A 13059-nucleotide genomic window follows, 5' to 3' on the forward strand; every position below is an offset into this window, starting at 1 on the left:
AACCGCAATGCGAGGCACCCTTCGGTGAACGTTCTGGACATCGTGCTGCTGCTGGCCGCCGCCTGGTTCGCGGTCATCGGCTACCGCCAGGGGTTCGTGGTCGGCGTGCTCTCGGTGATCGGTTTCCTCGGCGGCGGGCTGGCCGCCCTCTACGCGCTGCCCGTGATCTGGGACAACGCGACCGGGGACCGCACGCCGGGCACCCCGGCGGCCGTCGCGGCGGTGGTCATCGTGATCGTCTGCGCCTCGGTGGGCCAGGCCGCCACCACCCACCTGGGGAACCGGCTGCGCCGCCACATCACGTGGTCCCCGGCCCGCGCCCTGGACGCGACGGGCGGCGCGCTGGTCAACGTGGTGGCCATGCTGCTGGTCGCCTGGGTGATCGGCTCCGCCCTGGCGGGTACGTCGCTGCCGACGCTCGGCAAACAGGTCCGCACGTCGAAGGTGCTGCTCGGCGTGGCCCGGGTGGTGCCGACGGAGGCCAACACCTGGTTCGCGGACTTCAGCACGGCCCTCGCCCAGAACGGCTTCCCACAGGTCTTCGCCCCCTTCTCGACCGAGCCCATCACCTCCGTGCCGGCCCCCGACCCCGCGCTCTCGGGCAGCGCCGTCGCCGCCGAGGCGCAGCGGAGCGTCGTGAAGGTGGTCGGCAACGCGCCGGGCTGCGGGAAGGTGCTGGAGGGCAGCGGCTTCGTCTTCGCCCCGCAGCGGGTGATGACCAACGCCCACGTCGTGGGCGGGGTGACGGATCCGACCGTGCAGGTCGGCGGGCGCGGCCGGCTCCTCGACGCCAAGGTGGTGCTCTACGACTGGAAGCGCGACATCGCCGTCCTCCAGGTCCCCGACCTGCGCGCCCCCGAGCTGCGCTTCGCCCGCGCGGAGGCGGAGAGTGGGATGAGCGCCATCGTCGCGGGCTTCCCGGAGAACGGCGCCTACGACGTCCGGTCCGCCCGTATCCGCAGCCGTGTGGACGCCAACGGCCCCGACATCTACCACCGCGGCTACGTCCGGCGTGACGTCTACTCGCTGTACGCGACCGTGCGGCAGGGCAATTCCGGCGGCCCGCTGCTCACACCGGACGGGCGGGTGTACGGCGTGGTCTTCGCCAAGTCGCTCGACGACGCGGACACCGGGTACGCGCTGACGGCGGACGAGGTGCACGAGGACGTCGTGGAGGGGCGTACGGCCGTGGAACGAGCCGACACCCAGGGGTGCGCCCTCTGAGCACGCCCTCACGCGCCCCCAGAGGCGCCCGGTCCGGGGCGCGTGAGGACGTGCTCCGGGGGCGCGAAGGGGGCGTAAGGGGGGCCTGCGCTACGGGCGTGAGCCCCGCGCTATGTGAGCGCTGCGGGGTCGGCCGGGCCGTCCCGGGCGCCGGCCCGGCGGTCAGCGCCCGCGAGGATGGCGGAGCCGCGCCGACACCCAGCGCGCGCGGCGCCGGATGATGCGCGGGATGCCGAGCTGGGGGTCCGTACCGTCCCCCGGCCGGAGGAAGCCGCCGTGCGGTCCCTCCACCCTCTCGGATGCTTCGGTCACCACAGTCACCGCGGCATCGTCATCGGCGCCGCGCTGCTGAGTCAGGTCGCGATGGTCGTGCGTCCAGCCCATACCGGGTCCTGTGCCCGGGGCGGAAGGTCGGTAATCGCCGACGCGGCGGGCAATTGGCCTATGCACGAGGCAATGACCGATCGTCGGCCAATTGTTCGGCCCGTTGTTCCGGCAGGCCCGGGTCCGCCCCTACCGGTCCGGTTCGGGGTCCTTCAGCCAGCCGATCAGCTCCGCCGAGAACGCGTCCGGGTCCTCCTCGTGCGGGAAGTGCCCCAGGCCGTCGAAGAGGCGCCAGCGGTAGGGAGCCTCCACGTACTCGCCCGAACCCGCCGCGCTCCGGGTCCGCATCACCGGATCGAGCGACCCGTGGACGTGCAGCGTCGGGACGCGTACCGGCCGCTTCATCCGCCGGTTGAACTGGATGCCGTCCGGCCGCGCCATCGACCGCACCATCCACCGGTACGGCTCGACCGAGCAGTGCGCCGTCGACGGGATCGTCATCGCGCGCCGGTATACGTCGACCGTCGCGTCCTCCGGCTGCCGCGGTCCGGACCAGTCCCGGATCAGCCGGCCGACCAGCGTCGCGTCGTCCGCGACCAGCCGGCGCTCCGGGATCCACGGCCGCTGGAAGCCCCAGACGTACGACCCGGCTGCCGTCTGCTGCGGGTCGGTGAGCATCGCCGAGCGCCACCGCCTGGGGTGCGGCATCGACGACACCACCAACCGCCGCACCAGCTGCGGCCGCATCACGGCCGCCGTCCACGCCAGATAGCCGCCGAGGTCGTGGCCGACCAGGGCCGCGTCCGGCTCGCCGAGCGAGCGGATCACCCCGGTGATGTCCAGGGCGAGATTGGCCGGATCGTAGCCCCGAGGCGTGCGGTCGCTGCCGCCCACACCGCGCAGGTCCATCGCGACCGCCCGGAACCCGGCCTCCGCCAGCGCGGGCAGCTGGTGCCGCCACGTCCACCAGAACTGCGGGAAGCCGTGCAGCAGCAGTACCAGCGGCCCCTCGCCCATCTCGGCGATATGGAACCGCGCCCCGTTCGCCGCGACGTCCCGGTGCGTCCACGGCCCGTCCGGGCGCACCACCGCCGTCGGCGACGCGGCGGAGACCGCCGGCGCGGACGGGTCCGGGGCCTTGGCGGGTTCGGGAGACGCGGGCGCTGCGGAGGTATCGGGCACCGTCATACGGACGAGCGTGTCACAGATGCGTCCGCAGGGCGCGTGTCCGTCAGAGGACGGGGGTGCGGCTTGACCGTGCTCAGGACGGCGGCCGTCTCCTTGGCCGACGCCATGGTCCGCTCCGGCTTGCTGATCTTCTTCAGCTTGCTGATGGCCAGCAGCCCCAGCAGACCCGCCAGCACCAGGAACGCACCGCCCGTGATCAGGAACGACCAGGCGAGGCCGAGGCCCAGGTTGTGGATGCCGTACGCCGCTGCGAAGCTCAGCACCGGCAGCGAGAAGAGCGCCAGGGTCCCCGCCGCGGCGATCGCGCCGCCGCCCACGCCGACCCGCTTGGCGTCCTCCCGCAGTTCGGCCTTGGCCAGCGCGATCTCGTCGTGCACCAGCGCGGACAGCTCCGCGGTGGCCGTCGCCACCAACTGGCCGAGGCTGCGTTCGGCACCGTCGTCGGCTGCGCTCATCGCTGCTCCCTCATCGTCGTCGCTCCCTCGTCTGCGCGTCCTCGGCGGCCCGGACCGGGTCCGGCCTGGGTGTTCCGCCCACCTTCGGCGGTGGTGAGGACACTCAGATCATGCCGGACCATCGTCGCCGGTGGTGCGCCCGGAGGCGACTTCCGCCCGGCGGCGGTGTTCCGCGGCCTTCGCTTCGAGGATCGTCGCCATGCGCAGGTGGTACGCCGGGTCGTCCTGCTCGTAGATGTCCGGGATGCCGTCCTGGTCCTCGTTCCGGTCCTCCTCGGCGCAGAGCTTCTTGTATTTGTTGTCGCGGAGCTTCAGCAGGATGCTCGCGAGGACCGCGGCGATCAGCGAGCCCACCAAGACCGCCGCCTTGATCTCGCCGCCCAGGACCGGATCGTCGCCGAAGGCCAGCTCACCGATGAGCAGCGAGACGGTGAAGCCGATGCCGGCCAGCGAGGCGACCGCGAGGACGTCGGGCCACTTCAAGTCCGGGTTCAGCTCGGCCCGGGTGAAGCGGGCCGCCAGCCAGGTGCCGCCGAAGACCCCGATCGCCTTGCCGAGCACGAGGCCGAGTACGACACCCAGCGTCTCGGGCCTGCGGAAGATGTCGGAGAGCGCGCCGCCGGAGAGCGAGACGCCCGCGGAGAACAGGGCGAAGAGGGGTACGGCGAGTCCGGCCGACAACGGGCGTACGAGGTGTTCGATGTGCTCCCCCGGGGAGACCCGCTCGTCGTCGTGCCGGTGGCAGCGGAGCATCAGCCCCATGGCGACACCGGCGATCGTCGCGTGGACCCCGCTGTTGTACATCAGCGCCCAGTTGACGACGGCCAGCGGGACGTAGACGTACCAGCCGCGCACGCCCTTCCACAGCAGCAGCCGGAAGACCGCGAGGCCGAGCACCGCGAAGCCGAGGGCGACGAAGTTCAGCTGCGAGGTGAAGAAGACGGCGATGATCAGGATCGCGAAGAGGTCGTCGACGACGGCGAGGGTGAGCAGGAAGGCGCGCAGCGCGGACGGCAGTGCCGTGCCGATGACGGCGAGGACGGCGAGGGCGAAGGCGATGTCCGTGGCGGTGGGGACGGCCCAGCCCTGGAGGGAGCCGCCGCCGCTGCTCGCGACCGCGGTGTAGACGACGGCGGGGATCGCCATGCCGCAGAGGGCGGCGACCACCGGGAGGATGGCCGCCTTGGGGTCGCGGAGTTCCCCCGCGACGAGTTCGCGTTTGAGCTCGATGCCGGCGACGAAGAAGAAGACGGCCAGCAGCCCGTCGGCGGCCCAGTGCTGGACGGAGAGGTTCAGTCCGAGCGCGCCGGGTCCCACGTGGAAGCCGCTTATGGACTCGTAGCCGTCTTTGAGCGGGGTGTTCGCCCAGATCAGGGCGGCGACGGCGGCGGCCAGCAGCAGGATGCCGCCGACGGTCTCGGTGCGCAGCGCGTCCGCGAGGTGGTTCCGCTCGGGCAGCGGCAGTCGGCCGAGGAAGACGGAACGGTTCTTCTGGGGCGCGGCCACGGTGGAGACCTCCTGGGGTCGATCGACGGACACACGTGGGGCCACGTGTGCCGAGTGCCGACCAGACTTCCCGGCGCGCCTGTGATTCTTGTCGAGATTTCTACGCGATGTGTCTTTACTTTAGCCCGAACAGGTGAAGGGCGCCCGGTGTGCACCGAGCGCCCTTCCGCCGTGGACTTCCAGGGGGTCAGTCCTCGCTGGGCGCCGCCGGGAGCTTGGCCTGGATGAGCTCCATGACCGAGGAGTCGGTCAGCGTGGTGACGTCACCAAGGGTGCGGTTCTCGGCGACGTCGCGGAGCAGCCGGCGCATGATCTTCCCGGAGCGGGTCTTGGGCAGCTCCGCCACCGGCAGGATCCGCTTGGGTTTGGCGATCGGGCCCAGCTGCTTGCCCACGTGCGCCCGCAGTTCCTCGACCAGCGCGGCGCTCTCCTCCTCGCCGAGGTCGGCCTCGCCGCGCAGGATCACGAAGGCGCAGATCGCCTGGGTGGTCTGGGGGTCGGTCGCCCCGACGACCGCCGCCTCGGCGACCCTGGGGTGCGAGACGAGTGCCGACTCCACCTCGGTGGTGGAGATGTTGTGCCCGGACACCAGCATCACGTCGTCCACCCGGCCGAGCAGCCAGATGTCGCCGTCCTCGTCCTTCTTCGCGCCGTCTCCGGCGAAGTAGCGGCCCTCGAAGCGGGACCAGTAGGTGTCGAGGTAGCGCTGGTCGTCGCCCCAGATCGTGCGGAGCATCGACGGCCACGGCTCGGTGAGGACCAGGTAGCCGCCGGAGCCGTTCGGCACCTCGTTGGCGTCGTCGTCCACCACGGTCGCGGCGATGCCGGGGAGGGGCACCTGCGCCGAGCCGGGCTTGGTCTCGGTGACGCCGGGCAGCGGGCTGATCATGATGCCGCCGGTCTCGGTCTGCCACCAGGTGTCGACGACGGGCGTGGTGCCGGCGCCGATGTGCTCGCGGTACCAGACCCACGCCTCGGGGTTGATGGGCTCGCCCACCGAGCCGAGGACGCGCAGGCTGCTGAGGTCGAACTTGGCCGGGATGTCGTCGCCCCACTTCATGGCGGCGCGGATCGCGGTCGGCGCGGTGTAGAGGATGGTGACGCCGTACTTCTGGACGATCTCCCACCAGCGGCCCCGGTGCGGGGTGTCGGGCGTGCCCTCGTACAGCACCTCCGTGGCGCCGTTGCTGAGCGGGCCGTAGACGATGTACGAGTGGCCGGTCACCCAGCCGACGTCCGCGGTGCACCAGAAGACGTCCGACTCGGGCTTGAGGTCGAAGACCGCGTGGTGGGTGTACGAGATCTGGGTGAGGTAGCCGCCGGTGGTGTGGAGGATGCCCTTCGGCTTACCGGTGGTGCCGGACGTGTAGAGGATGAACAGTGGGTGCTCGGCGTCGAACGCCTCGGGCGTGTGCCGGTCGGACTGCCGCTCGACCAGGTCGTGCCACCAGACGTCGCGGCCTTCGGTCCAGGCGACGTCCTCCTGGCCGGTGCGGCGGACGACGAGGACGCTGCGGACGTTCTCCGTGCCCGGGCGGGTGAGAGCCTCGTCGACGGCCGGCTTGAGCGCCGAGGGCTTGCCGCGGCGGTAGCCGCCGTCGGCGGTGATGACGACGCGGGCGTCGGCGTCCTCGATACGGGTGGCGAGGGCGTCGGCGGAGAAACCGCCGAAGACGAGCGAGTGCGGGGCGCCGATGCGGGCGCAGGCGAGCATCGAGACGACCGCTTCGGGGATCATCGGCAGGTAGATGGCGACCCGGTCGCCGGCCTGCACGCCCAGCTCGGTCAGGGCGTTGGCGGCCTTCGAGACCTCGCGCTGCAGCTCGGCGTAGGTGATCGAGCGGGTGTCGCCCGGCTCCCCCTCGAAGTGCAGGGCCACCCGGTCGCCGAGGCCGTTCTCGACGTGGCGGTCCACGCAGTTGTACGCCACGTTGAGCTTGCCGTCGGCGAACCACTTGGCGAACGGCGGGTTCGACCAGTCCAAGGTCTGGGTCGGCTCGGTGTGCCAGCTCAGGCGGCGTGCCTGCGCGGCCCAGAAGCCCAGCCGGTCGGCCCGCGCCTGCTCGTAGGCCTCCGCGGTGACGTTGGCCTGCGCGGCCAGGGCGGCAGGCGGTGCGAAGCGGCGCTCCTCCTTCAGAAGGTTGGCCAGGCTTTCGTTGCTCACGACATCTCCCTTTCCCAGGGGGCTCGTTGCGTCCCGGGCATAGCTCACCAGCCCGGGGCACACCCTGACAAGGGGTGTTGGCGATTGATTGGTGTAGACCTGTACCCGTTCGGGTCGCGGAAGGTCGTCCGAGGTCAGACGGCATCGAGCACCTCCGGCCGGACGGCGGCGAACGTGCGTGACCGCTGGTCGAGGACGTATGCCTGGGCCTCGCCCACATGGAAGTACATGCCCTGGAGGTGGAGCGTGCCCTCCGCCACCCGCCGGGCGACACAGGAATGCGCCCGCAGGTGGTCGAGCTGCTGCATCACGTTGACGAGGGCGAGCCGCTCGATGTCGTCCGCCACGGGCCGGTCGGCGAGCGCCACCTCACCGCGTCCGAGCCGCCCGATCCGCTGCATCCGGGCCAGACTCGGCCGGCCGTGCCGCAGCCAGCGGGCGAGCGGAGTCTCCGGGCCCGCGGCCGTGCCGGAGCCGCCCGCCGCTCCCGGGCGGGCCGCCGGTGGACGCGGCACGGTGTCCAGCAGCGCCTGCATCGCTCCGCAGCCGGAATGCCCGCAGACGGTGATGCTCCCGACCTTCAGCACCTCGACGGCGTACTCCACCGCGGCGGCCACCGAGTCGCAGGAGGTGTCGGTGCCGGGCGGGGGCATGAGGTTGCCGACGTTCCGCACGGTGAAGAGGTCGCCGGGCCCGCTCGACGTGATCATGCTGGTCACCAGGCGGGAGTCGGCGCAGGTCAGGAAGAGCTGGCTGGGGTTCTGCCCCTCCCGGGCGAGCCGCGCCAGCTCGTCGCGGACCAGCGGCGCGGTGTCCCGTTGGAACGCGCTCACCCCGCCGATCAGCTGCCGCCCGCCGGGGCCCCCGCCGGGCCCGGACAGCGGTCGGGTGAAGCGGTGGTGGCGCCAGGGCGTCCACGGCCGGAAGGCGGGAGGCGCCGCACCGGGCGGGGAAGCCGGGGTGGGCCGCCCGCCGGCTCGTGGGGAGGGTTCCGGCCGGTCCTGATGTTCCGTCAGGTCCGGATGGCCGGGCCGGTCATGGCGTTCGGGCCGGTCCCGGCGTCCGGTTCCTTCGGTATGGCCGTGCTGCTCTCCCGCCGCCGTGCGCCCTGTGCGAGCGGACTTCCGCACCGCCATGACGGTGGGCACCAGGGCCGCGACCACCAGCCCCGGTACCACGCCGGACAACGCGACGGCCGCGAAGGCGACCGGGTAGCCGGCCCGGGCCGCGCGGTCGCGGGGCCGGTGGGTGTGCGCGTGGCAGGCCATCCGCACAGCGGCCGCCATGACCAGCGCCGAGAGCGCGGCCACGGGGATGCGTTCCAGAACGGTCGCGAAGAGCACCGCCCCCAGCGGCACCCAGAGTCCGTACAACACCAACGAGGTCCGGGACACCGCCGACCGGCCCCCGCCCGCCGGGCCGCCGGGCCGGAGCATGCCCCCTGCGACCGGCAGGCCTCCCAGCAGCCCGGAGACGGCGGTGGCCGCTCCATGGCAGATCAGCTCCCGGTCCGGACGTTCCGGCTGCCGGCCGCCGTCCTCCGGAGCCAGCGTCGCCATGCCGGCCGCGAGCGCCACACCGAGCACGGCGGAGGCCACCGTGAGGACGGAACCGGACGGCAGCCCGGGCAGGGCGTGCGTCTCCCACCCGGACAACTCCACCCGTGGCAGCGGCAGCCCCGTGCTCGCCGCGGTGACGACGGCCAGCGCGGCGAGCGGCGCCGGCACGGCCCCCGCCCAGCGGCCGGCCCATCCCGGCAGCCTCCGCCACACGAGGAGGACGGCGATCGTGGCCGTCCCGACCAGCGCGCCCCTGAGCCATGGGTGCGCCATGTCCCCGGGCAGCGCCACCAGATTCCGCAGCGTGGACGCTTCGGTGCCCGCCACGCCCAGGACGCACCGCAGTTGCCCCAGCGCGACCGTCAGCCCCAGGCCGGCCAGTGCGCCGTGGACGAGCCCGGGGGCGACGACGGGTACGGCCCGCGCCACTCGCAGGGCACCCAGGGTGACGTGCACCAGTCCGGCCAGCACGGTGATCGCGCAGGTCGCACGCCAGCCGTACCGCTGGGTCAGCTCCGCCGTGACCGCCACGAGCGCGATGCTCGGGCCACCCGCCCGGAAGGGCGCCCGCCCCAGGCCGCCTGCCACGAGACCGGCGGCGGCCGCCGCGATCAGCCCCGCTCGCGGCGGTGCGCCCGCCGCCAGGGCGATCCCCAGGCAGAGCGGCGCGGCGGCCAGGGCCAGAGCGACGGAACGGACCAGGTCCCGCTGCCACGCGGCGCGGCGCGGTCGGTCCGGAGTGTCGTCGGCGGGCCCCTGGGCGGGCCGGGTCGGGTGTCTCGGCTGAACGTGCATGTCGGTCCCGTCTTCATCGTCGGCGGCCGGCGGGAGCGCTTGGGCGAGAGGAGCGCAATGGCAACTCTCGGTAAATGAATCGTAATGCTGAGTAAAGGCCGAGGGAAGGGGCAGACAGGAGTCAAGGGGGAGCTTCCTCCCATCAGGTGAATATGCACTTTTATCGGCTTGTCATACTTTTCTATGCCGTTCGTGCATGCGAGGTTGACGGCGGCTCAGGGCGTCCGAACGCCCACCGAGGGATCGGCCGAGCGGGTCGAAAGATGAGGTGCCTGATGGCGGCTGCATGGAGATACACGTTGGGCGCGCTCGCCGCGCTGTCGCTGGCGACCGGGACCGCGGCCTGCTCCGGTACCGGGCCCCCGGAGCCGAGCGGTCCGCAGGCCGCCCCCGGGCCCAACACGGTCGAGCGGCCGGTCCGCCTCCTCGGCGACGGCTCCACCGCCGACACCGGCCCCCAGCCCCGGCAGCCGAAGCCCCGGCGGATGGCGTCCGGCGAGAAGCCCCCCCAGTTCGTCGTCTTCTCCTGGGACGGCGCGGGCGAGGATAGTCAGCGGTTGTTCTCCCACTTCCGCAAGGTCGGCAAGAAGTACCACGCGTCGATGACGTACTTCCTCAGCGGCGTCTACATGCTCCCCGAGGACAAACGCACCCTCTACGAGCCACCCCAACACGCCGCCGGCGCCTCGGACATCGGCTTCAACGACGTCCGGGGCGTCCGCGACACCGTGGAGCAGCTCCGGGGGGCCTGGCTGGACGGCAGCGAGATCGGCACCCACTTCAACGGCCACTTCTGCGGCCGGGACAGGGGAGTGGGCACCTGGTCGCCGGCGGAGTGGAAGAGCGAGATCCGACAGGCCCTGTCCTTCGTCCGCAACTGGAAGACCAACGCCGGGCTGAGGAACGAGCCCCCGCTGCCCTTCGACTACACCAAGGAGCTGGTCGGCGGGCGCGCTCCGTGTCTGGAAGGGCAGCACAACCTCATCACCGCCGCACGGTCGTTGGGCTTCCGCTACGACGCCAGCTCGGCGGGCGGCCGGCAGGTCTGGCCGTCGAAGATCGGCGGCCTGTGGGACTTCCCGCTCCAGGACGTCCCCGTCCCCGGCCGGGGCTTCGAGACCCTGTCGATGGACTACAACTTCCTGGCGAACCAGTCGGGGACCACCAAGGGCGACCCCTCACGGCGCGAGGCCTGGGGGCGCCAGATGCGCGACGGGCTGCTGGCCGGCTTCGAGCGGGCGTACCACGGCAACCGCGCCCCCCTGTTCATCGGCGATCACTTCGAGTCGTGGAACGGCGGCATCTATATGAAGGCCGTCGAGAGCGTCATGGCCCGGATCTGCACCAAGGAGGGCGTGCGCTGCGTGTCCTTCAAACAGCTCGCCGACTGGCTGGACGCCCAGGATCCCGAAGTGCTCGCCAAGCTCCGCCGGTTGGAGGTCGGTGAGGCGCCGAGGGGCGGCTGGGCCCACCTCGGTGACGCGCGGTCGTCCGCGCCCCACCAGCCCACCCCGCACCTGCCCTCGTGGCACGCCCCCTCCTCGCAGGAGCCCTCGACGCACGAGCCGTACGAGAGCTCCCAGGGCGATGACGAGGAGGACGACGACAAGCCGATGCGGATCAGGCCGGTCCTGGTCAGGCCGGCTGCGGAGTAGCCGACATCCGCTCCCCGAGCACGAAGGCGGGGTCGACCTGGGCTGCCAGGTCGGCGCCCGTCTTCGCGTTGCCCCAGCTCTCGGCGTTCTTGAGGTGGAAGTGAACCATCTGGCGGGTGTACCGGTGCCAGTCCCGCCGCTCGTAGGCCGCGTCCGCCGCCGTGTGAAGGGTGTCCAGCGCCTGGTGGTTGGCCCCCTCGAGCAGCTCGAAGAGGGGTGGCCGGCCCTTCTCCATGGCCCGGACCCAGTCGGAGTGGCCGAAAGTGGTCAGCAGGTCGTCCCCGACCTCGTCCCGGAGAAAGTCCAGGTCGTCCTGGCCCTGCACCTTGTTCCCGACCACCTTCAGGCGGACCCCGAAGTCCCGCGCGTACTCCTTGTACTGACGGTAGACCGACACCCCCTTGCGGGTGGGTTCCGCCACCAGGAACGTCATGTCGAAGCGGGTGAACATCCCGGAGGCGAAGGAGTCGCTGCCCGCCGTCATGTCCACCACGACGTACTCGCCAGGCCCGTCGACCAGGTGGTTGAGGCAGAGCTCCACGGCTCCCACCTTGGAGTGGTAGCAGGCGACGCCCAGGTCCGACTCGGTGAACGGGCCGGTGGCCATGAGGCGTACGGACGCCCCGTCGTCGAGGGCGACCGTCCGCGCGCAGGCCGCGTAGACCGGGTTGTCCTCGTCGACGCGGAGCAGTCGGGAACCCTCCCCGGGCGGCGTGGTCTTGATCATCGTGTCGGCGGAGGCGATCCGCGGGTTGGTACCGCGGAGATAGTCCTTGATCAGTGGGAGGTGCGCGCCCATCGCGGGCAGGGCGGCGGCCTCCGTCTCGTCCAGCCCGAGCGCGGCCCCCAGGTGCTGGTTGATATCGGCGTCCACGGCGATGACCGGGACCCGGTGGGCGGCGAGCCGGCGGATGAACAACGAGGACAGCGTGGTCTTTCCGCTGCCGCCCTTGCCTACGAAAGCGATCTTCATGTTCACCAAGAGTAGGTGCGGAGGTGCGTGGAGTGAGAGCGGTGAGTGAAGAAGACCACTCCTTCGGGGGGTGTAAGGCGGAAGTGCGTAGTGTCGTACTCATGAGTACGACTGCCGATCCCCTGGCCGCTCTGGGTTCCCTGCCGGGCGTCGCCGCATCCGTGGAGTCCGTGCGCAAGGCGGTGGACCGCGTGTACGGCCACCGGGTGATGCGCCGGCGCAGCAACGAGGTGACGTCCGAGGCGGCCCTCCGGGGCGCCCGCGGGTCGGCCGCGCTCTCCGGTGCCGACTGGGCGCTGGAAGAGGTGCGCCGCCGCACCGACTTCGGTGGGGACGGCGAGCCGCGCACGGTCGGAGCGGCCCTGCGCCTGACCGCCGAGGCGGGGCAGTTGCTGAGCGTGTGGCGGCAGTCGCCGCTGCGGGTGCTGGCCCGGCTGCATCTGGTGGCCGCGGGTGGTGCGCAGCCCGACGACGCGGTGGGCCGGCCGCGGCTGCGGGGCGAGTCCGTCGACGAGCCGCTCGTCGACCTTCCGCTGCCCGACGCGGACGAGATGTCGGGCCGCCTGGAGGGCCTGGCGGCCCTGCTGATCGCGGGGACCGAGGCGCCCGCCCTGGTGACGGCGGCCGTGGTGCACGGTGAACTCCTGGCCCTGCGCCCGTTCGGCTCGTGCAACGGGCTGGTGGCGCGGGCGGCCGAACGCGTCGTGCTGGTGGGCAGCGGGCTCGACCCGAAGTCGATCTGCCCGGCGGAGGTGGGCCACGCGGAACTGGGACGGGACGCCTACACGGCCGCCCTCGCGGGCTACGCATCCGGTACGCCCGAGGGGGTGGCGGCCTGGATCGCCCACTGCGGCCGGGCGGCGGAGCTGGGGGTGCGGGAGTCGACGGCCGTGTGCGAGGCCCTGCAACGCGGCGCGGCCTGACTCTTTCGGGCGCGCAATCGGCGGGCGGGACGCGCCTGCCGGGCCCGCACAGGGTTGCGGCGGTACCGGTGCTGCAGTGGTACCGCCGCTGGCATGTTCGCCGGGTTACCAGTGCGTGCACGAGATGCGTCCATCAGGCGGGGGTACTTTGCTCCGCCTGGTGCGACAGGCCCGTAATCGACGGGTCGGCGTCGCGTGGGTGCCCGACGTTCATGCATTCGGTCCGTGGGGCCGTGGTGCGTGAAGGGCGTCCTCTCGGATGTCCCTGGTCTCGCGGGCCGTTGACTCCTTTT

The 13059-nt window shown here is 72.1% G+C and carries 10 protein-coding genes; 3 read left to right on the plus strand and 7 right to left on the minus strand.

The window, feature by feature from the left end; genetic code table 11:
- The first annotated feature begins 24 nt into the window (after window positions 1-24).
- Window positions 25-1224, plus strand: coding sequence for a MarP family serine protease (locus ACH4PU_RS09135; RefSeq protein ID WP_398268260.1), 1200 nt, complete (start codon window positions 25-27; stop codon window positions 1222-1224).
- Window positions 1225-1386: 162 nt separating this feature from the next.
- Here the strand turns inward: ACH4PU_RS09135 and ACH4PU_RS09140 are convergent, their stop codons facing one another.
- The 6 genes from ACH4PU_RS09140 to ACH4PU_RS09165 form a co-directional block, all read right to left on the minus strand.
- On the minus strand, window positions 1387-1608 hold the full coding sequence (locus ACH4PU_RS09140) for a hypothetical protein (RefSeq protein WP_398268263.1): 222 nt from the start codon (window positions 1606-1608) through the stop codon (window positions 1387-1389).
- Between the two features lie 129 nt (window positions 1609-1737).
- On the minus strand, window positions 1738-2736 hold the full coding sequence (locus tag ACH4PU_RS09145) for an alpha/beta fold hydrolase (RefSeq protein WP_398268266.1): 999 nt from the start codon (window positions 2734-2736) through the stop codon (window positions 1738-1740).
- Window positions 2733-3191 (minus strand): phage holin family protein, encoded by a 459-nt coding sequence (locus ACH4PU_RS09150; protein ID WP_398268269.1) that lies wholly within the window; start codon window positions 3189-3191, stop codon window positions 2733-2735. Before ACH4PU_RS09150 ends, ACH4PU_RS09145 begins: the two co-directional genes overlap by 4 nt.
- Before the next feature lie 108 nt (window positions 3192-3299).
- The gene (gene nhaA, locus ACH4PU_RS09155; RefSeq protein ID WP_398268271.1) at window positions 3300-4697 is read right to left on the minus strand and encodes a Na+/H+ antiporter NhaA; all 1398 of its coding nucleotides are present in this window, start codon (window positions 4695-4697) and stop codon (window positions 3300-3302) included.
- 187 nt (window positions 4698-4884) lie between these two features.
- Entirely contained in the window at window positions 4885-6861 is a 1977-nt protein-coding gene (acs, locus tag ACH4PU_RS09160; protein WP_398268274.1) for an acetate--CoA ligase, read from the minus strand.
- Between the two features lie 134 nt (window positions 6862-6995).
- Window positions 6996-9215 carry a carbonic anhydrase gene (locus ACH4PU_RS09165; protein ID WP_398268277.1) on the minus strand — a complete coding sequence of 740 codons (2220 nt, stop codon included), beginning with the start codon at window positions 9213-9215 and terminating at the stop codon, window positions 6996-6998.
- A 275-nt stretch (window positions 9216-9490) separates the two neighbouring features.
- Between ACH4PU_RS09165 and ACH4PU_RS09170 the strand changes: the two genes are divergently transcribed.
- Window positions 9491-10870 (plus strand): hypothetical protein, encoded by a 1380-nt coding sequence (locus ACH4PU_RS09170; protein ID WP_398268280.1) that lies wholly within the window; start codon window positions 9491-9493, stop codon window positions 10868-10870.
- On the opposite strand, the gene ACH4PU_RS09175 is transcribed toward ACH4PU_RS09170, so the two are convergent.
- Window positions 10851-11843 (minus strand): ATP-binding protein, encoded by a 993-nt coding sequence (locus ACH4PU_RS09175; protein ID WP_398268283.1) that lies wholly within the window; start codon window positions 11841-11843, stop codon window positions 10851-10853. The genes ACH4PU_RS09170 and ACH4PU_RS09175 overlap by 20 nt on opposite strands.
- A gap of 101 nt (window positions 11844-11944) precedes the next feature.
- Here ACH4PU_RS09175 and ACH4PU_RS09180 point away from each other — a divergent pair, with 101 nt between their 5' ends.
- The gene (locus ACH4PU_RS09180; RefSeq protein ID WP_398268286.1) at window positions 11945-12766 is read left to right on the plus strand and encodes an oxidoreductase; all 822 of its coding nucleotides are present in this window, start codon (window positions 11945-11947) and stop codon (window positions 12764-12766) included.
- The last annotated feature ends 293 nt before the right edge of the window (window positions 12767-13059 follow it).

Origin of the sequence: Streptomyces sp. NPDC021100 (assembly GCF_044333095.1) — a bacterium.
Classification (GTDB): domain Bacteria; phylum Actinomycetota; class Actinomycetes; order Streptomycetales; family Streptomycetaceae; genus Streptomyces.